Annotated in this window: 21 protein-coding genes; 7 read left to right on the top strand and 14 right to left on the bottom strand. The window is 68.3% G+C overall.

Annotation, left to right across the window (positions count from 1 at the left end; all coding sequences use genetic code 11):
• Positions 1-177 precede the first annotated feature (177 nt).
• Both MJ602_RS06975 and MJ602_RS06970 read left to right on the top strand, forming a co-directional pair.
• Positions 178-1,800: a sensor domain-containing diguanylate cyclase gene (locus MJ602_RS06975; RefSeq protein ID WP_243020123.1), complete on the top strand. Its 1,623-nt coding sequence runs from the start codon at positions 178-180 to the stop codon at positions 1,798-1,800.
• 102 nt (positions 1,801-1,902) lie between these two features.
• Positions 1,903-2,178: a hypothetical protein gene (locus MJ602_RS06970; protein WP_243020122.1), complete on the top strand. Its 276-nt coding sequence runs from the start codon at positions 1,903-1,905 to the stop codon at positions 2,176-2,178.
• Between the two features lie 97 nt (positions 2,179-2,275).
• Here MJ602_RS06970 and MJ602_RS06965 read toward each other — a convergent pair whose 3' ends face one another.
• The 4 genes from MJ602_RS06965 to MJ602_RS06950 form a co-directional block, all read right to left on the bottom strand.
• The gene (locus tag MJ602_RS06965) at positions 2,276-2,974 is read right to left on the bottom strand and encodes an RES family NAD+ phosphorylase (RefSeq protein ID WP_243020121.1); all 699 of its coding nucleotides are present in this window, start codon (positions 2,972-2,974) and stop codon (positions 2,276-2,278) included.
• Positions 2,974-3,348 (bottom strand): antitoxin Xre-like helix-turn-helix domain-containing protein, encoded by a 375-nt coding sequence (locus tag MJ602_RS06960; protein ID WP_243020120.1) that lies wholly within the window; start codon positions 3,346-3,348, stop codon positions 2,974-2,976. The genes MJ602_RS06965 and MJ602_RS06960 overlap by 1 nt, the downstream gene beginning before the upstream one ends.
• A 274-nt stretch (positions 3,349-3,622) precedes the next feature.
• Positions 3,623-3,973, bottom strand: a complete 351-nt coding sequence (locus MJ602_RS06955) for an RNA recognition motif domain-containing protein (RefSeq protein WP_162016300.1) — start codon at positions 3,971-3,973, stop codon at positions 3,623-3,625.
• Positions 3,974-4,088: 115 nt separating this feature from the next.
• A complete protein-coding gene (locus MJ602_RS06950; RefSeq protein ID WP_423246690.1) occupies positions 4,089-4,328 on the bottom strand; it encodes a hypothetical protein in 240 nt (79 codons plus the stop codon).
• Between the two features lie 630 nt (positions 4,329-4,958).
• Here MJ602_RS06950 and MJ602_RS06945 point away from each other — a divergent pair.
• The 4 genes from MJ602_RS06945 to MJ602_RS06930 all read left to right on the top strand — a co-directional run bounded on the left by MJ602_RS06945 (position 4,959) and on the right by MJ602_RS06930 (position 9,074).
• On the top strand, positions 4,959-5,831 hold the full coding sequence (locus MJ602_RS06945; RefSeq protein WP_162016298.1) for a FapA family protein: 873 nt from the start codon (positions 4,959-4,961) through the stop codon (positions 5,829-5,831).
• Positions 5,832-5,917: 86 nt separating this feature from the next.
• Complete coding sequence (locus MJ602_RS06940) at positions 5,918-6,973, top strand: patatin-like phospholipase family protein (protein ID WP_479725627.1); 1,056 nt, start codon at positions 5,918-5,920, stop codon at positions 6,971-6,973.
• A 28-nt stretch (positions 6,974-7,001) separates the two neighbouring features.
• Entirely contained in the window at positions 7,002-7,949 is a 948-nt protein-coding gene (locus tag MJ602_RS06935) for a cyanophycinase (RefSeq protein ID WP_162016297.1), read from the top strand.
• Between the two features lie 162 nt (positions 7,950-8,111).
• Positions 8,112-9,074 carry an AEC family transporter gene (locus MJ602_RS06930; protein ID WP_243020119.1) on the top strand — a complete coding sequence of 321 codons (963 nt, stop codon included), beginning with the start codon at positions 8,112-8,114 and terminating at the stop codon, positions 9,072-9,074.
• Between the two features lie 21 nt (positions 9,075-9,095).
• On the opposite strand, the gene MJ602_RS06925 is transcribed toward MJ602_RS06930, so the two are convergent.
• Genes MJ602_RS06925 through MJ602_RS06915 form a run of 3 tightly spaced genes read right to left on the bottom strand, consistent with a single transcriptional unit; the run spans position 9,096 to position 10,648 of the window.
• Positions 9,096-9,365, bottom strand: coding sequence for a hypothetical protein (locus tag MJ602_RS06925; protein ID WP_162016295.1), 270 nt, complete (start codon positions 9,363-9,365; stop codon positions 9,096-9,098).
• A 15-nt stretch (positions 9,366-9,380) separates the two neighbouring features.
• On the bottom strand, positions 9,381-10,028 hold the full coding sequence (gene pdxH, locus MJ602_RS06920; RefSeq protein ID WP_243020118.1) for a pyridoxamine 5'-phosphate oxidase: 648 nt from the start codon (positions 10,026-10,028) through the stop codon (positions 9,381-9,383).
• Positions 10,025-10,648, bottom strand: coding sequence for a gamma-glutamylcyclotransferase (locus MJ602_RS06915; RefSeq protein WP_162016293.1), 624 nt, complete (start codon positions 10,646-10,648; stop codon positions 10,025-10,027). The genes pdxH and MJ602_RS06915 overlap by 4 nt, the downstream gene beginning before the upstream one ends.
• 51 nt (positions 10,649-10,699) lie before the next feature.
• Between MJ602_RS06915 and MJ602_RS06910 the strand changes: the two genes are divergently transcribed.
• Complete coding sequence (locus MJ602_RS06910) at positions 10,700-11,209, top strand: OmpA family protein (RefSeq protein ID WP_243020117.1); 510 nt, start codon at positions 10,700-10,702, stop codon at positions 11,207-11,209.
• A gap of 96 nt (positions 11,210-11,305) precedes the next feature.
• Here MJ602_RS06910 and MJ602_RS06905 read toward each other — a convergent pair whose 3' ends face one another.
• The 7 genes from MJ602_RS06905 to MJ602_RS06875 all read right to left on the bottom strand — a co-directional run.
• The gene (locus MJ602_RS06905; RefSeq protein WP_243020116.1) at positions 11,306-11,986 is read right to left on the bottom strand and encodes a GntR family transcriptional regulator; all 681 of its coding nucleotides are present in this window, start codon (positions 11,984-11,986) and stop codon (positions 11,306-11,308) included.
• 70 nt (positions 11,987-12,056) lie between these two features.
• Positions 12,057-13,085, bottom strand: coding sequence for an Ldh family oxidoreductase (locus MJ602_RS06900; protein WP_243020115.1), 1,029 nt, complete (start codon positions 13,083-13,085; stop codon positions 12,057-12,059).
• Positions 13,082-14,398 (bottom strand): NAD(P)/FAD-dependent oxidoreductase, encoded by a 1,317-nt coding sequence (locus MJ602_RS06895; protein ID WP_243020114.1) that lies wholly within the window; start codon positions 14,396-14,398, stop codon positions 13,082-13,084. Before MJ602_RS06895 ends, MJ602_RS06900 begins: the two co-directional genes overlap by 4 nt.
• Positions 14,395-14,649, bottom strand: a complete 255-nt coding sequence (locus MJ602_RS06890) for a (2Fe-2S)-binding protein (protein WP_279235915.1) — start codon at positions 14,647-14,649, stop codon at positions 14,395-14,397. Before MJ602_RS06890 ends, MJ602_RS06895 begins: the two co-directional genes overlap by 4 nt.
• A 2-nt stretch (positions 14,650-14,651) precedes the next feature.
• Positions 14,652-15,758: an NAD(P)/FAD-dependent oxidoreductase gene (locus MJ602_RS06885; RefSeq protein ID WP_243020113.1), complete on the bottom strand. Its 1,107-nt coding sequence runs from the start codon at positions 15,756-15,758 to the stop codon at positions 14,652-14,654.
• Positions 15,755-16,687 (bottom strand): 4-hydroxyproline epimerase, encoded by a 933-nt coding sequence (locus tag MJ602_RS06880; protein ID WP_243020112.1) that lies wholly within the window; start codon positions 16,685-16,687, stop codon positions 15,755-15,757. The genes MJ602_RS06885 and MJ602_RS06880 overlap by 4 nt, the downstream gene beginning before the upstream one ends.
• A 75-nt stretch (positions 16,688-16,762) precedes the next feature.
• Positions 16,763-17,063 (bottom strand): ABC transporter substrate-binding protein (locus MJ602_RS06875; protein WP_243020111.1); only part of this gene is annotated, 301 nt, incomplete at its 5' end.

Here is a 17,063-nt window from a genome sequence, read left to right as displayed (position 1 = left end):
AGTGATGTGAGCGAGCCAGCGGCCGGGGAGGGAGTTGCAGGCTTGCACTCTTTCGCTGCCCCAAACCACCGAAACCAAGGGGGCACCGGTGCCATAAACCCATGCCATACTTGATCCAACGCGGTTGATTTTTCTATCCGTTGGATGTACACGCCCCCCATTTCGCGACAGCCCTGCATGCCCACCCCTCCCACGCCGTCCGCAAAGCTGCTGCAACTGCTGCCCGAGGCGGTGGTGCAAACCGATGCGCTGTGGGAGATCACTTATCTGAATCCGGCGTGGCACAAGCTCACCGGCCATTCGGTGGAGGCGGCGCTCGGCAGGTCTCTGCTGGAGTTTGTGCATCCCGACGACATCGGCACCATGCGCTCGGGCATGCCGGTGTTCCGGTTGCGGTTTGCCGACGCGGAATATCGCTGGGTGCGTCTGCAGTTTCACCCAGAAACGGATGCGGCGGAGCGGGTGATCAGCCGCCAGGGTGTGCTGATCGAGATCACCGAGGTCACCGAGCAGGTGCTGGTAGAGATTCGCCAGCGCTTTCTGCGCCTGCTGGAAACCATTGACGGCGTGGTGTGGGAGGCTGAAATCGGCGTGGGCAATACCTTCCTGAGCCCGCAGGTCGAGCGCTTGTTCGGTTACTCGGTGGAGGAGTGGCGGGCTGACCCGGGCTTCTGGCGGGCGCATGTGCATCCCGATGATCTGGAGCAGGCCCTGCTGATCGACGATGCCGCCTACAACGCCACGCACAGCTATGCCTACGAGATGAGTTACCGGCTGATTGCCAAGTCCGGCAAGGTGGTGTGGGTGCGTGACCTGTGCCGCGCCGTGGTCGAGCCGGGGCGGCCGAACCGCATGATCGGCCTGATGATCGACGTGACCCAGCAGAAGAACACCGAGCTGGAGTTGGTGCGCTCCGAAAACCGCTATTCGCTGGCGACCCGCGGGTCGAATGACGGCATTTGGTATTGGAACTTGCGCACGGACGCCCTGCATGTGTCCGGGCGCTTTCACCAGATCGTCGGGCTGGCTGGCTCCGATCATGTGCATGACGGTGGCTGGGGCTTTCTGGAGCAGCTCATCGACCCCGAGGATCGCGCTCGCGTGCAGGCGGCCTGCCGCAGGCACCTGGCGGGGCTCAGCCCGAATTTTTCGGTGGATTTCCGCGCGTTCCACGGGGCTGGGCGGCTGGTGTGGGTCAATTGGCGCGGGCTCGCCGAGTTTGAAGATGGCGTTGCGGTGCGCATGGCGGGGTCGCTCAGCGATCTGGCCGAGCGTGGCAGTTCCTACGATGCGCTGACCAACTTGCCCGGCCGGCCCTTGTTCCGCGATCGCCTCGCGCATCTCATCGCGTTGCAGCAGAACGAGGCGGCGAGCGACGATGGCGTGCCGGCACGCGATGGCGCCACGATGTTCGCCGTGCTGCTGCTGGATCTCAACCGTTTCAAGGCCGTCAATGACACCTACGGGCACCATGTGGGTGACCGGCTGTTGCAGCAGGTGGCGCGGCGGCTCGAATCCTGCGTGCGGGCGGTGGATCTGGTCGCCCGCATGAGTGGCGACGAGTTCAATGTGCTGCTGGAGTCCATTGACCCCGCTGAAGCCATCCAGCGCGCCCAGCAGATTGCCGCCGCCCTCGCCGCGCCTTACGTGATCGGCGAACATACCGTGCGCAGTGGCGCGAGTATCGGATTGGTCAGCAGCGCATCCAGGCTGGCAACGGTGGACGACTACCTGCGCGAGGCAGACAACGCCATGTACCGGGCCAAAAGCCAGTCATTGGGGGTGTGCGTGTTTCAGTAAGCAGCACAGCCCCGACCCACCGGCCTGCACGATTTCTGGGGTGGCTCCATCGCCATCGCCGGTTCGCCAGGCCTTTTTGAAACCCAGGCTTTGGGAGCTTTCATGACACCAGCAGTAAAAGCGGCCGTGATTACGAGCGCCATCTTTGTCGCAGCCATCGCCCTCAATCCCTCTGCAGAACGGCATCGCAGCCAAATCAAGGAATCCATTGCGGAGCGCAGTCCATTGGCGGGCCTTTTGGGGGTTGGGGCATTGACTGCGTTTGTCAGCAACTACCACTCCCTGGGGGTGGCGTCTTACACCAGGGTCCAAGACAAGACCGTCTCGGTCGGTTTTTTGGGCATGGTGTTCGTCCTTGACTCTGAAAAGGATCGTTGAGTTTTGGTTGTTGCTACCGGCCCTTGGGGTCGGCATGGTCAGGCCCCGTTTGCTGGCTCCACGCGTGCCCAGAGGGCGGTGGTCTGAATCTCACCCATCAAAAATCGAACCGCTCCCGCCCGTTCGACAGCGTGACCCGGTCGCGCGTGGTGTGGCAGTGCCAGCGCTCGTACCGGCCCTCGGGGGTCAGCATGGTCAGGCTGTGTGGGTCGAACACGGCGGCGCACGCATGCCCTGGGGCGCGGACCGAGGCGTAGTGGATCCACGCCACGTTACCCGCCTCGCGCACCAGGGCGCCGAGCTTCTGGGTTTCGGTGTAGTCGCTGGGGTGCTTCCAGTGCGTTTCGGCCTGGGACCAGGGGGGTGATTGCAAGTCGATGGCGCGGCCTTGCACGGCGGCTTCGTACAGGGAGTGGTCGGTGAGCAGGTGCTGGGTGATGAGGCCCGCGCTGTCCAGCAGAAAGCGCTGGCGCCAGTAGGCGATTTCGGCGCAGGCGCAGTAGGGGCCGTCCGCGCCGTACCAGATGCCGGGCATGTGCGCGCTGCGAAAGCGCGAGCCCGTGGGCGGCAGGTAGCGGAAGGGCGCCGCCAGCAGGTAGTGGATGCCCTGCGCCTCGAGCGGCAGGGGCGGCTTGCTGGCGTCCAGCATTTGCTCCAGCAGGTCTTGCTCGGCGGCGGTGTCCACCAGGCGCATGGTGGCGGCGATGTGCTGTGTTTCGACCATGCGAAATGCGTGCATGGCCAGGGGCTGGGTGTGCTCTTGCACCCAGCCGGGGTTCCACACCGTGGCGGCCATCAGGCGGCAGCCCGCATGCCGTCCAGGTAGGCCAGGGCGTTGACCAGGCCGGTGGGGTTTTCGATGAGCGCGGCGGGTGTGCCGTTGAGCGCCTTGTTGTGGCTGCGCAGCCAGTCGTGGCGCTTTTGCGCGTCGGAGCCGACCAGCGGGTCGAGCGAGCGAAACAGGCGCACCACGAGCAGGGCCAGTTGGCCTTCCTTGGATTCTGGCGCGATGCCGCGTGCACCGCCGGCAATGCGGCTGATGGTGGGCTCGCTCAGTCCAATCACGCGCGCCAGGGCGGCGTTGGAGAGGTGCAGCTCCTGGGCGGCACGGATGGTTGCCTTGCCCAGCACCATGGCTTTGTCCGGGGCGGGGGCCACATGGGGTTGCATGAAGGGCTCCTGTGTTTCCTCGGAAAGAATATATCACCAATGCTTAATATTTGCATGCACATTGTGCTGGTGATGCGGGCAAGCATGCGGCACGGGCTGCGGACGTTGGTGGCGCCCTCACAGGTGGATTTTGAGGCTATTTTTGGCCTCCAGCGCTTTACCATCAAGCGCAAAAAGCTATCGTATTGATAGCAACTGGGCTTTGCCACCCCATGGATGCGGGGCGGAAAAAAACCGGCTCCTCAGAGCCGGTTCTTCATGGGGCTTACTGGAATCAGTAACGACCGCCGCCGAAGCCGCCGGAGCCGTAGCCCACGTCGGAGCGTTTGTTGCCGCCGTAGCCGTTGGCGCTGTAGCCACCCGAACCACGGTTGTCTTCACGGGGGCGGGCGAGGTTGACCACAATGGCGCGGCCATCGACCGACACGCCGTTCAGGGCAGAGATGGCGGCCTGGGCTTCTTCAGCGCTGGCCATTTCCACAAAGCCGAAGCCTTTGGAGCGGCCGGTGTCGCGGTCCATCATGACCTTGGCGGAGGCAACGCCACCAAACTCGGCGAAGTTGCTTTCCAGGCTGGCGTTGGTCACGGAGTAGGGCAGGTTGCCCACATAGATTTTGCTGCTCATGAAAGAGTCTTTCTGAAAGATGGTGCGCAATAAAGGGCGCACCGTTGGGGTTGGGATGCGCGGGTGGGGAGTCCGCAGCAAGGGTATGGGTTGAATACGGGCCTGGCTGACCAGGTCAGCACACGGGCGGGTGCTGCATGCTCGTTTGCAGCCAGCCCTGGGTAACGGCAAAGAGCCGGGCGGCTTCGCGCGAGGCAAAGGCTTTGTCAAAACGGAACACGCGGCAGTAGCTGCCGTTGCCCTGGGAGCGATGGACCGAGAAAGAGGCGCGAAAGCGCCCGCAGGCGGTCGGGTGGGTCGTGGGCGAAACGACGTACTTGCCCATGGAAATGGCGGTCTGTGAAATGGGGAACATTCAGGATCGCAGGCTCGAAATGGCCGGCGTGAGCATCAAGGGACGCGGTGGGCTGCAGCTCTACAGACCCACGGGGCGACAAAGGTCGCAAAAGGCAGCCTGCGTGGAGGGGCTTGCGCCGCTGGGCAGGCGTTGCGTTGGGTGCAACGGAGCAAATTATAACTCAAAATTTATTTGAGTTGAATTTAATATTATTGAAAGTTTTAAAAATGCATGTGGCGCAGGCGTCGTGCGGCGCAAGTCCACCCGCTGGAGTGCGATACCGCTGCGCTGCTACCATAGCGCCCATGCGTTTCCAGCCCCCGGCTTTGCCCCACCCAGCCCCGCTGCGCGGCTGCCTGTGCGTGGGTGGGGGCGGCGCCGTAGTGCGTGAGATCTGGCCTTACAAGCCGGTCGCACATTCCTCCGCCCGGCGATAACCCTTTCCCCTTTTGCGCAACACATCCATCGCCGGGCACCCGCTCAGCGCGATGGCGGCCTGCTGCGATGTTGACACCTTGATCGGTTCATCGGCCCGGGCCGCTCCCTCAGGAGATGTTTCATGCACACCGTTCTTGCGTGTGGGCCCACGCCCATCTGGTCACACCCCGTTCATCCCCCATCCACGCAGCTGCGCCGGGGGTGAGCGCGATGGAGTTCACCAAAAAGTTTCTACGGGCCAAGAGCCCTTGTGCCGACGGTTTTCGGTGGTTCAGCCGCCATGTGGAGGACGGCAGCGGCTACCAGGAGGCGCTGGACACGCTGGTCAGCGCCGGGCGGGTGGGCGACGCCTGCTGGCTGCTGTCGCAGTTTGGCCCCACCTCCGCCGTGCTGTCGGTGGACCGGCTGGAGGCCGATGCCATCGTGTTTGCGGGCACGGTGGTAGTGCGCGGCAGCATCGATGTGACCACCGTGATCCAGGCGGGCCGCTCCATCCGGGCGGGTGGCGGGGTGCGGGCCGGGCAGTCCATCGTGGCGGGGGAGGACATTCGCGCGGCGGGTGGCATCGTCAGCCAGGGCTTGCTGCAGGCGGGTGGCGATGTGCGCGCCGATTGGGGCGTGGAAGCGGGGGGCGACATCGTCTGCGCGGGCGACCTGCGGGCCGCCTGGGATGTGGTGTGCCATGGCAAGCTGCAGCTCCAGGGCGGCGCCTTCGTGGGGCAGGACCTCATCGCCCACGGCCCGGTGGAGTGTGGCAAGGGCCTGCGCGTGGGCGGCCATCTGACCGGCGAAGCGGGCCTGCGGGCGGGGCAAGGCATCGTGGTGGGCGGTGCCATCACCGGCGGGGCGCACCTGGAGGCGGGCTGGGGCATCAAGGCGGGTGAGTGCATCCATGCCCAGGGCGCCATCAAGGCGGGCGAAAGCCTGTGCGCGGGCGGCGAGATCTGCGCAGGCCCAGGTTATGGCGTGTTTGCCGGGCTGCATGTGCAGCAGGAAACCTGGGAGGCCAGCGCGCAGGTGTGGTCGCGCGAGCGCCCCGAGGGCCTGCGCAGCGGCGTGTGGCTGGGGCCGAGCGCGGTGTGAGCTGCGGCAGCGGCCGCAGGCGGTAGAACCTTGCGCCATCCGCCTACACCCACCGGCCGCCACCCGCCGCTACACTTCAGGCCCCCATGACAGTTCCATCCTTCGGCATGCGCCCCGGCTCCTTTCCGCGCGCCCTGGCGTGCCTTCTGCTTGCCACCCTGGCCGCCTGCGGCAGCAGGCCGCCCAGCCCGGCCCCGGTCGTCCCCGACGCCACGGGCACCATGACTTCCGCTCCCCCGATCAGGATCGGCATTGCCCTGGGCGGCGGTGCGGCCAAGGGGTTTGCGCACATTGGCGTCATCAAGATGCTGGAGGCCAATGGCTTCGCGCCCTCCGTGGTGGCGGGCACCAGCGCGGGCAGCGTGGTGGGGGCCTTGTATGCCAGCGGCATGAATGCGTTTGAGCTGCAGGAAAAGGCCGTGGCGCTGGACGAGGCCAGGATCCGCGACCTGCAGTTGTCGTCCGGCGGGCTGGTGCTGGGCCAGAAGCTGGAGGACTACGTCAACGAGCAAGTGCGCCGCAAGCCGCTGGAGCAGTTGGCCAAGCCCTTCGTGGCGGTGGCGACAAGGCTGGAGGATGGCGAGCGCACCGTGTTTGCGCGCGGCAACACGGGGCAGGCGGTGCGGGCTTCAAGCAGCGTGCCGGGCGTGTTCCAGCCGGTCACCATCGGCAAGTACCACTATGTGGATGGCGGCATCGTGAGCCCGGTGCCGGTGGACGCGGCGCGCCAACGGGGCGCCGATGTGGTGGTGGCGGTGGATATTTCCAACAAGGCGCGCGGCCAGACGCCCAGCCACCTGCTGGGGGCACTGAACCAGTCCATCGCCATCATGGGCCAGAAGCTGGGGCAGGCCGAGCTGGCACGGGCCGACATCATCATCCGCCCGCAGGTGCTGGACATGGGCCCGGCGGACTTCACCCAGCGCGCTAGCGCGATTGTGGAGGGCGAAAAAGCCGCCCTGGCCGTCATGCCGCAACTGCGCGAGCGCGTGGCCAAACTACAGGCCGAGCGCGCCCAGGCGGTGCGCCAGGCGCAGCAGAAGGCGGCCGAGGCCGAGCACAAGGCTTGCCTGGAAAGCCGCTCGCGCCTGCAAAAGCTGGCAGGCACGGTGGGGCTGGACGGCTCCTGCGAGCGGCCCTGACGCTTTAAACCAGTTCACGGTGTTATTCATGGTGGTCGTGCGCAGTGTGCGCCCGTTGCTGCATGTGCGGCGGGTCTCGGTGGTTGTGGGTTGGCTGGTGTGCCTGGTGGCGCTGTGGGCCTTGCCAGCGTGGGGGCAGATGCCGAGCTTTTTCAGGCAACCCAAGGGAAGCCTGCTCATTGTGGGTGGCGGCGATACGCCGCTGCAGGTGGTGCAGCGCTTTGTGGCGCTGGCCGGTGGCGCGGAGAAGGCCCGCATCGCCGTGCTGCCCATGGCCAGCGCCCAGGGGGACGAAGAAGCCCAGGAGATGGTGGCCGACTTCCAGCGGCTGGGCGTCAGTGCGCAGGTGGTGGACATCGGGCCGCAGGATGCCGATGCGGACAGCACCGTGGCAAGGCTGGAGGCCTTCACCGGTTACTGGTTCTCGGGCGGCGACCAGACGCGCCTGTCGTCGCTGCTGGTGGGCAGCCGGGCGCTGCAGGTGATTGAAACGCGCTACCAGAACGGTGCTGTGGTGGGCGGCACGTCGGCCGGTGCGTCGGTGATGAGCAGCCTCATGCTCACCGGCAACTGGCGCACCCCGAACAATGCCGAAGAGCAGGAGCAGATCAACATTGCACGCGGCATGAAGGAGCTGGCTCCGGGGTTTGGCTTCTTCAAGGGCGCCATCGTGGACCAGCACTTCATGCACCGGGCCCGCTACAACCGCCTGCTCAGTGCGGTGCTTGACCATCCGCAGCTCATCGGCGTGGGCATCGATGAGGAAACCGCTTTGCTGGTGCGGCCGGACGGCGTCTGGGAGGTGCTGGGCACGCACTACGTCAAGCTGTTCGATGCGCGGCAGGCCCGCATCATCGATGACACCAACGACCTCCTGGCCAAGGCCAGCGACATCCGCATGCACATACTGCCAGAGGGCGGCACCTTTGACCCACGGCGTGGCAGGGTACGCTTCCCGCTTCCGCCACAGCCTTGATGCAGCGCAGACCCCGGGCATGCCGGGGAATTGGTTTTACAAGCAAAATACGACCCTGGCGCTTTTGCAGCAAGCGCTACCAGCTATTATTTTGATAGCGCATGAGGTCTGAGGCCACTGCGCCAAAGCCGGGCATGCGCATTTCCCTGTACGGCCTGTCTCTTGAACTCCCCTGTTCTTTCTTCGTTCGTGCCCGTGGTGCTGTTCATTGCGCTGGGCTACCTCTCGGGCCGCCAGGGCTGGATTCGAGCACAGGCCGTCAAGGATTTGTCCAACCTCGTGTTCATGGTGCTGGCGCCCGCACTGCTGTTTCGTACCATGGCCGGGGTGCATGTGCAGGAGCTGGATTTCGGGCCGATTGCGGTGTACTTTGGCGGGGTGGCGCTGGTGTTTGGCGCCACGCTGGCCTGGGCGGGGTTCAGCACCCTGGGCGCGGTGCGCGCGCTGGGCCACACCTTCAGCAACAACGTGATGGTGGGGGTACCTCTGGTGGGGCTGGTGTTTGGGCAGGCGGGGCTGGTCACGCTGTTTACACTGATTTCGGTACACGCGCTCATCTTGCTCACGGTGGCGACGGTGGTGCTGGAACTGGCCCTGGCGCGCAACCAGCCCGGCGGCGCCGATGGCCAGGCCCATGTGCCACCGGCCCTGTGGCGCATGGTGCTGCAGGCCTTGTGGAGTGGCCTGGTGCACCCGGTGCCGTTGCCCATCATCGCGGGCCTGCTGTACGCGCAAACCGGCTGGCCCATTCCTCCCCTCATCGACAAGCCCCTGCAACTGCTGGGTCAGGCCCTGGGGCCATTGGCGCTGCTGTTGGTGGGGGTGACCTTGGCGTTCTCCACCGTGGGGCCGCATTTCCGCGCAGCGCTGCGCATTGCCCTGGTCAAGAACGCCGCACTGCCCCTGGCCGTGGGCGCGCTGGGATGGGCGCTGGGGCTGTCGGGCCTACCGCTGGCGGTGATGGTGACGGCTGCTGCACTGCCGGTGGGCGCCAACGTGTTCCTGTTTGCCCAGCGCTACGAGGTGGGACAGGACGAAATGACCGCTGGCGTCACCGTGTCCACCGCACTGGGCATGGCCACCGTACCGGTGGTGCTGTGGGTGGTGACGCGCTGGGCGGTGTGATGCGCAGGGCCTGGCAGGCCTTCAGCGCATACGTCCATCGCGATGCCGATCCACCAAACTGTCCAAGAGCAGTCTCAGTACGATGGTTCCCAGGGCCGATGCCACCAGGCTGACCAGTGCCGCGATGGGCCAGAACGGATCGAGATAGCCCAAATGCAGCCAGTTGCCGACCTGGAACAGCATAGGCGGTAGCAGCACAGAAACGGCCATGGCGTTGCGCCCCGGCAAACGCCTGTAGGTCAGCACATTCACCAGAACGATCAGCGCAGCAAGAATCAGCAGTGCCATCATGGGCAATGCCGTGCCTCAGGGTGCCAGCCGCTCGCGCACCCAAGCGCCGGCTTCCTGGCGGTAGTGCAGGCGGTCGTGCAGGCGGCTCTTGCGACCTTGCCAGAACTCCCACTGATCGGGCACCAGGCGGTAGCCCCCCCAGTGCGGCGGGCGCGGCGGCTTGAGCATGAACTGGGCGCCGTATTTGGCGGCATTGGCCACCAGCACGCTGCGGCCCGAAATGACCTGGCTTTGCGGGCTGGCCCAGGCGCCGATGCGCGAGTCCAGCGGGCGGCTGTGGAAGTATTCGTCGCTCTCGGCGTCGCTCACTTTCTCGACGATGCCTTCGATGCGCACCACGCGCTCCAACTCCACCCAATGGAACTGCAACGCTGCATACGGGTTGCCCGCCAACTGGCGGCCCTTGCGGCTGTCGTAGTTGGTGTACCAGACGATGCCACGCGCATCAAAGCCCTTGATGAGCACGACGCGCGTGCTGGGCCGCAGGTCGCTGCCCACAGTGGCCAGGGTCATGGCGTTGGGTTCGGGAATCTGGGCGGCCAGGGCTTCCTTGAGCCACTGGTCGAACTGCTGCATGGGGTCGGCGTGCGAGGCGTCTTCGTTGAGTTCGGCGCGCTCGTAGCTTTTGCGCAGGTCGGCGATAGAGGGGGTGGGGCTGCTCATGCCCCCGATTGTGCCGTGGGTGTGTCGCCCTGGGAGTCTTGGGCGCTTTCGATCAGGCGCCGGAGCGCGCGGTCGTGGATGCCTACGGCGCGCAGGCCTTCGTAGGTGTCCAAGGCGTAGTCCTGCGTGCTGCCGTAGCGGCCCTGGGCCTGGGCGAAGATGCGGCGGTACTGTTCCATCGGCAGCGTGCCCGTGTAGTGTGGGCTGCGGCGCGAGAGCGTGAACGCCAGCGCCTGTACCGGCCCCTGCGGGGTGTGGCAGGGGAGCCAGCGCGGGTCGTACACGGCCACGGGCATTTCGCGCTGCCACAGGGTGCGCAGCACCGGTTCACCCTGGGCTTCGCGCACGCGAAACACCACCCCGTGGCAGCTGCCGCCGGGCAGCATGCCGAACACCAGGCCGGGGCATTGCGGCGTGCCCCGGTTGACGTGGCTCCACATCTTGAGTGCGCGGTGCCAGCCATGCACCCTGGCCGGGCGGCGTTCGGCGTAGTCAAAGTCGGGCCGCCAGATGAGCGAGGCATAGCCAAACACCCACAGGTCGCCCCGCCCCCTCCAGGTGCGCAGGGTGTGCTCCAGCAAGGGCGCGGGGTCGCGGGTGGAGGGGGAGAAGGCGGTCATAGTGCGGTTCTACAATGCGCGGTGACCTCATTTTTCCATGGAGTATCCAAGATGTCGTTCAGCAGTTCCGACGATGACAGCCAGCAGCGCTTTGCCCTGGGCTTTCTTTTTGCCTTGATCGCCCTGGTCGTGGCCGGCGTGGTGGGCACGGTGGTGGTCAAGCGCGGCCTGGGCGGCGCCAAGGCGCCCGCCGTGGCGGCAGCCCCTTCCGCTGCTGTGGCAGACGACGGCGCCAGCGTGCGCGTGGAAAACGGTGTGGTCAAGTTCTACTTCGCCACCGGCAAGGCCGATCTGGCGGCGGGCGCCAACGAGGCCCTGGCCGACATCGTCAAGGGCGCGGCCGCAGGCCAGAAGGCCGTGGTATCGGGCTTCCATGACGCCACGGGCGACGCCGCGCAGAACGCCGAGCTGGCCAAGAACCGCGCCCTGGCCGTGCGCGACGCCTTGCAGGCCCTGGGCGTGGCCGAAGACCGCATCGAACTCAAGAAGCCCGAAGCCACCCAAGGCACCGGCAGCAACGCCGAAGCCCGCCGCGTCGAAGTGGTGCTCGCAGGGGCTTGAGTCCCCAGGCGCTCTGGGCGCCACAGCGGCGGCAATTGCCGCTCCAGCGCCGCATGGGTTGGCCCTGCGGCGCTTTGTTTTGCGCGTAGGGCGGGGCTACCTGTCAATCACGCGCCGGGCAAAGCACTCCAGATAATCCATGAGCTGGTTCGCGCCCGCTACGGCGGCGGCCTCGTTGCCCGTGGCGATGCCCTGGGCCAGTGCCATGTGGGCGCGCGCGCCCTCGGCAATCTCGCCCTCGTGCTGGTAGGCGTACCAGAAGCGGCGGCATTGCACGATGAGCGGCACCACGCACTTGACGGCGGAATGGTTCTGGCTGGCCAGGTGGTTCACAAGGTCCAGCTCGTGGTCGGCGCGCATGTATGCGTCGAGGTCGCCGCTGTGCGCGGTCTCCACCATGTGCTCGGCACAGCGCAGGATGTCGACGCGCTGGGGCGCGGTGGCGCGGCGCGCCGAGCAGGCGGCGATCAGGCATTCGAGCACGCGCCGGGTCTGGATCACGTCGAGGTGGTCGGCCAGGTCGATGGTGGAGACCAGCAGGCCCCGGCGCGGCTGCTGCACGATCAGGCCGATGGAGACCATGCGCAAGAGCGCCTCGCGCACGGGGGTGCGGCCCAGGCCGGTGCGCTCCACAATCTCGGCCTCGACCACCGGGCTGCCGGGGCGCATCTCCAGCGTGGAGATCAGCGTCTCGATGGCATCGTAGGCGATGTCGGCCGCGCGCCGCTTGGGCGCGGCGGCGGGGCGGGGCGTTTCGGTGGTCAGATCGGGGGGCATGGCGTGGGGCCTTGTGGTGACGCGGATCTTAGTGCCTGGTGCATTGCAGCGCGGGGATGCCCGCGGTGGCTCATTGCGCTAGGGCCAGGATTTCCTCGTACAACGCGCGCGGCACGGCGGCGCCTTCGGCCAGGCTGCATGCGCGCGCCTCGTAGCGCCGCTGCGAGGGCAGGCGCGCGCCCTGGCCGGTGATGGCGGCGAACAGCTCCTCGGCGCGCTGCTGGTGCGCAGCGGGGTCGCCGCCGCTCAGGCGGGCCGGGTCGAAGGCCAGGATCAGCTCGCCATGGCAGGGCGCGGCGCCGTCGCCCGCGTCGAAGGCCAGCGACTCGCGGCTCATCCAGTCGCCGATCAGGGCGCCAGCCATCAGCTCCACCATGGCCGACAGGGCCGAGCCCTTGTGGCCGCCGAAGGCCAGCATGGCGCCCTGGGCGATAGCCACGGGGTCGGTGCTGGGCTGGCCCTGGGCATCGACGCCGCAGCCCGGCGGCAGCGGCTTGCCGGCGCGGCGGTGCAGCTCCAGGTCGCCACGCGCGATGGCGCTGGTGGCAAAGTCGAAGACGAAGGGCGTGGGCCCCGGGCGCGGCCAGCCGAAGGCGATGGGGTTGGTGCCAAACACCGGCTGGTGGCCGCCTGCGGGCGCCACCCAGGCGTGGCTGGGCGTGAGCGCCAGCGCGGCCAGGCCGTGCGCGGTGATGGCCTCGATCTCGGGCCACAGCGCCGAGAAATGGAAGCAGTGCTGGATGACCAGTGCCCCCAGGCCGTGCGTGCGCGCGGCTTCCACCAGGGCGGGCAGCCCGCGCTCGAAGGCCAGCGGCGAGAAGGCGTAGCGCGCGTCCACGCGCACCACGGCGCCGCTGGCGGGCGCGAGCACGGGCTCGGCCTGCAGGTCCACCTTGCCCGCGCGGATGGTGTGCGCGCAGGTGACGAGGCGGTAGACGCCGTGCGACTGGCAGTCGTCGCGCTGCCCGGCCACGATGGTGCGGGCCATGGCCTCGGCATGCGGTTGCGACAGGCCCTGGCGCCGCAGCACGCGGCAGGCGAGGTCGTGCAGCTCTGGCAGGGGAATGCGAACAGTGTCGGTGGAAGGGGTGGTGCTCATGGGGTGCTTTCGTCGTTGCGGGTGCCGCAGCCCGCCAGCGTGGCGATGCGTGCGGGGGCCAGCAGATGGCGCGCGGGCGCGGGCGTCCAGCCGAAAAGGAATTGTGTGGCGGCGCCGCACACGCGGCCCTGGCAGGGGCCCATGCCGCAGCGCGTGTGCAGCTTGGCGTCGATCCAGCCGCCGCGTTCGCTCAGGTCGGCGTGGCGCACATCCTCGCAGCGGCAGACCAGGGTGTCGGGGCGGGGCAGGCTGCGCAGCCGGGGTGAGAGCGCGAAGTGGTGGTGCAGCGCATCGGCAAAGCCCTGCCAGCGTGCCCGCTGCGGGGCCAGGGCCAGCGCGGTGGTGGTGTCGCCCACGGCGGCGTGGCCCGCCATGGCGCCTTCGACCAGCGCCTTCTCGCTGCCGCCAAAGCCGGTGCATTCGCCAGCGGCGAATACGCCGGGCACGGCGGTGGCCTGCACGGCGTCCACGGTCAGGCCCAGCCGGTCATTGAGTTCGCAGCCCAGCATCTGCCCCAGGTGGGTGTGGGGCACCAGGCCAAAGCCGCAGGCCAGGCGGTCGCATGCCAGCACTTCTTCGCCAGCACCACGCTGCAGCCGCACCGACTGCACCTGCTGCGTACCCGTGGCCTCCAGCACATGGCTGGCGGCGCGCAGGGCCGGGTGCAGCAGCGGCAGGGCCTGCACTGCCTTGGCGGGCCAGCGCGGCAGCTGCAGGCCAAAGGCCGCAAGCTGGCTCCAGGGCGCTTGCTCGGCGATGCGCAGCACCTGGGCGCCGGCTTCGCGCGCGGTGTGCGCGGCGGCCAGCAGCAGCGGGCCGGTGCCGGCGATGACGATGCGCTGGCCGCGCACGGGCAGCCCGGCCTTGATGAGCGCCTGCAGGCCGCCCGCGCCGGTGACGCCGGGCAGCGTCCAGCCGGGGAAGGGCAGCAGCAGCTCGCGCGCGCCGGTGCACAGGATGAGGCGGCCGCAGTGCTGGGTCCAGCCGCGCTCGCCGTCTTCGAGCAGCAGGGCGGGGGCGTCGCCCGGCTGTGCGCCATCGCCCAGGCCGACCACGCGCGTGCCGGTGAGCACGCGCACGTTGGGGGCTGCGGCGAGGCGCTCGCGGTGCGTGCGCGCCAGCGGCGGCAGGTGGGCGCCGGGGCCGTCGCGCCAGATCTGGCCGCCGGGGGCGGGGTTGTCGTCCACCAGCACGATGGCGGCGCCGCTGGGCGCGGCGGCCAGCGCCGCCGCCATGCCGGCTGGACCGGCGCCGATGATGAGGATGTCGCAGCGCTGTATGGGCGCGGCGGGGGATTGCGGTGCGCTGTTCATGGGCGTTGCGTGGCGGTGTCGATGCGCATGCCGTCGCGGCACACCGTCTGGCAGGCGAGCTGGCGGCGGCCGTCGATGGTGACGCGGCATTCGTGGCAGATGCCCATGCCGCAGAACGGCGCGCGCGGCTCGCCGCTGACCGACAGGCGCGCGCAGCCCGTGGGCGTGGCGGCCAGCGCTGCGGCCACGCTGCTGCCCGTGGGCACGGCCAGCGCCTGGCCGTCAATGTGGATGTGCACGGTGGATGTCATGGTCACAGGCCGAAGCGCGTGGCGGCGTAGGGTGCGGGGTCGATGGGCGGCGTGGCGCCCGTGATCTGCGCGGCGATGAGCCGGGCCGTGGCCGGTGCGGTGGTCACGCCCAGGCCTTCGTGGCCCACGGCCAGCCACAGGCCGTCCTGGCCGGGGTGCGCGCCGATGAGTGGCAGGCTGTCGGGCGTGGCGGCGCGAAAGCCCGTCCAGGTGCGGATGATGGAAAGATCGGCCAGGCCGGGCGCATAGTCGAGCGCGCGGCGCAGCATGCGCGCGAGGATGGCGTTTTCCACGGCCGGGTCGGTGGTGTCGAACTGGCGCGACGAGCCGAGCAGCAGTTGCCCCGTGGGCCGGGGCTGCAGGTTGAAGGCCACCGAGGTGCCGTCGCTGTGGTGCGCGCTGGTGATGTAGCCCAGCTCCACGAGCTGGTGGCGCAGCAGGCCGGGGTGGCGTTCGGTGATGGCCAGATGCCCCTTCTTGGGACGGATGGGCAGGCCGGGGCACAGGCGCGGCGCCTCGATGCCCGCGGCCAGCAGCACGGCGCCCGCGCTGCGTTGGCTGCCATCGGCCAGGTGCACCGTGCGGCCCGCGATGCGCGTGACCTCGGCCTGCTCGAAGTGGATGGGGCGCGGCGCGTGCGTCAGCAGCCACTCGGCGGCGTTGGGAGCGTAGACCACGCTGTCGCCGCTGACCTTGAGCGCGCCCGCGAGGCCCGGGCGCAGCAGCGGCTCGGCGGCGGCCAGTGCGGCGGGGCCGAGCAGCTCGCAGGCAATGCCGTGCGCGCGCAGGCGCCGCTGCTTTTCCTCGGCGGCGGCCATTTCCTCGGCGTTGGCTGCCACCCACAGCGTGCCGCAGTTCGTGAACTGGCAGGCGGGCTGGTCGGCCGTCATGCGCGGGCCCCACTGGTGCCAGAGGTCCAGGGACGACTGGCTCAGCGCCAGTTCGGCGGGGTTGTCGTCCATCACCACGAGGTGGCCCATGCCCGCGTTGGTGGCGCCGCCTTTGCGCGCGTCGATCACATGCACCGAGAGGCCGGCGGCGGCCAGCTCGTGGGCGCAGGCGGCGCCCACGATGCCGGCGCCGATGACGATGACGTCGGCAGGGGTCACAGACGAATGCCCCATCCGAACGGGTCGTCCGCTTCGATCAGCAGCGTGGCCTCGGCGCTCATGTGGGCGCGGCCGCGCAGCGTGGGGATGACCTTGCCGTCCACGAGTTGGTAGCTGGCGTCGAAATGGCTGCCGATGATGCTGGCCTGGCGCCACACCTGGCCGGGCTGCAGCTTGCCGTCGGCGGCCAGGCAGGCGAGCTTGGCGCTGGTGCCGGTGCCGCAGGGCGAGCGGTCGTAGGCGCGGCCGGGGCAGAGCACGAAGTTGCGGCTGTCGAAGCGCGCGTCGTCGGCGAACAGCTCCACATGGTCGATGATGCCGCCATCGTCGCCGCGCACGCCCTGCGCTTCGAGCGCCTGGCGGATGGCCCAGGCGAAGTCGGTCAGGGCCTCGATGTTGCTGCTCTCCACGCGCTGCTGGTGTTCGGTGACGAGGAAGAACCAGTTGCCGCCCCAGGCAACGTCGCCGGTCACGGTGCCATGGCCGGGCACCTCGACCTGCAGGCGGTGGTGCAGCCGGTAGGCGGGCACGTTGCGCACGCTGACCGAGCCGTCCTCGTGCAGCGTGGTGGTGACGGTGCCCACGGGGGTTTCGATGCCGTGCGTGCCGGGCTGGATGCGGCCCAGGTAGGCCAGCGAGGCCACCAGGCCTATGGTGCCGTGGCCGCACATGCCGAGATACCCGGTGTTGTTGAAGAAGATCACGCCGGCGGTGTTCGCCGGGTCCTGCGGCGCGCAGAGCAGGGCGCCGACGATCACGTCGTTGCCGCGCGGCTCCAGCACCGTGGCGGCGCGCCAGGCATCGTGTTGCTGCGCCAGCAGGGCGCGGCGCTCGGCCATGCTGCCCGTGCCGAGGTCGGGAAAGCCGTCAATCACCAGCCGCGTAGGTTCGCCGCCGGTGTGGGAGTCGAGGATCTGGATGCGTTTCATGGGGAGTCCCTCAGAGATGGGTGCCCGATATCGGTGGCGTGCCCATGGCCCCGCCGTGGGCCATGGGCGAATCGTTTAGTGGCTGGCCACCGGGGTGGGCTTGCCATTCTTGAAGGTGTTGACCACGGTCGGTGCCTTCAGGCGGTTGCCCTTGTCGTCGTAGCCGTACTCGCCCAGCACGCCCTTGTAGGGGTTGTGGCGCATCCAGTCGCCGACCTTGGCGGGGTCGATGGAGCCGCTCTTTTGCATGGCTTCGCCGATGAACATGACCTGGTCGTAGTAGGCCGGGCCGTACACGTCGGGGTTCTGGCCGAAGCGCTTCTTGAACTTGTCCTGGAAGGCCTTGGTGGTGTCGTTGGCGTCCATCAGCATGCCG

The sequence above is a fragment of the Simplicispira sedimenti genome, assembly GCF_022760965.1.
Lineage (GTDB): Bacteria > Pseudomonadota > Gammaproteobacteria > Burkholderiales > Burkholderiaceae_C > Simplicispira > Simplicispira sedimenti.
This window is presented reverse-complemented; position numbering and strand designations above follow the sequence as displayed.

Coding starts and splice junctions, on each gene's coding strand:
- MJ602_RS06970 (WP_243020122.1), top strand. CDS start 1,903: ATGACACCAGCAGTAAAAGCGGCCGTGATTACGAGCGCCATCTTTGTC.
- MJ602_RS06950 (WP_423246690.1), bottom strand. CDS start 4,328: ATGTTCCCCATTTCACAGACCGCCATTTCCATGGGCAAGTACGTCGTT.
- MJ602_RS06925 (WP_162016295.1), bottom strand. CDS start 9,365: ATGATGGCACTGCTGATTCTTGCTGCGCTGATCGTTCTGGTGAATGTG.
- MJ602_RS06960 (WP_243020120.1), bottom strand. CDS start 3,348: ATGCAACCCCATGTGGCCCCCGCCCCGGACAAAGCCATGGTGCTGGGC.
- MJ602_RS06940 (WP_479725627.1), top strand. CDS start 5,918: ATGACAGTTCCATCCTTCGGCATGCGCCCCGGCTCCTTTCCGCGCGCC.
- MJ602_RS06975 (WP_243020123.1), top strand. CDS start 178: ATGCCCACCCCTCCCACGCCGTCCGCAAAGCTGCTGCAACTGCTGCCC.
- MJ602_RS06900 (WP_243020115.1), bottom strand. CDS start 13,085: ATGAGCACCACCCCTTCCACCGACACTGTTCGCATTCCCCTGCCAGAG.
- MJ602_RS06890 (WP_279235915.1), bottom strand. CDS start 14,649: ATGACATCCACCGTGCACATCCACATTGACGGCCAGGCGCTGGCCGTG.
- MJ602_RS06945 (WP_162016298.1), top strand. CDS start 4,959: ATGGAGTTCACCAAAAAGTTTCTACGGGCCAAGAGCCCTTGTGCCGAC.
- MJ602_RS06965 (WP_243020121.1), bottom strand. CDS start 2,974: ATGGCCGCCACGGTGTGGAACCCCGGCTGGGTGCAAGAGCACACCCAG.
- MJ602_RS06955 (WP_162016300.1), bottom strand. CDS start 3,973: ATGAGCAGCAAAATCTATGTGGGCAACCTGCCCTACTCCGTGACCAAC.
- MJ602_RS06905 (WP_243020116.1), bottom strand. CDS start 11,986: ATGCCCCCCGATCTGACCACCGAAACGCCCCGCCCCGCCGCCGCGCCC.
- pdxH (WP_243020118.1), bottom strand. CDS start 10,028: ATGAGCAGCCCCACCCCCTCTATCGCCGACCTGCGCAAAAGCTACGAG.
- MJ602_RS06935 (WP_162016297.1), top strand. CDS start 7,002: ATGGTGGTCGTGCGCAGTGTGCGCCCGTTGCTGCATGTGCGGCGGGTC.
- MJ602_RS06910 (WP_243020117.1), top strand. CDS start 10,700: ATGTCGTTCAGCAGTTCCGACGATGACAGCCAGCAGCGCTTTGCCCTG.
- MJ602_RS06895 (WP_243020114.1), bottom strand. CDS start 14,398: ATGAACAGCGCACCGCAATCCCCCGCCGCGCCCATACAGCGCTGCGAC.
- MJ602_RS06880 (WP_243020112.1), bottom strand. CDS start 16,687: ATGAAACGCATCCAGATCCTCGACTCCCACACCGGCGGCGAACCTACG.
- MJ602_RS06915 (WP_162016293.1), bottom strand. CDS start 10,648: ATGACCGCCTTCTCCCCCTCCACCCGCGACCCCGCGCCCTTGCTGGAG.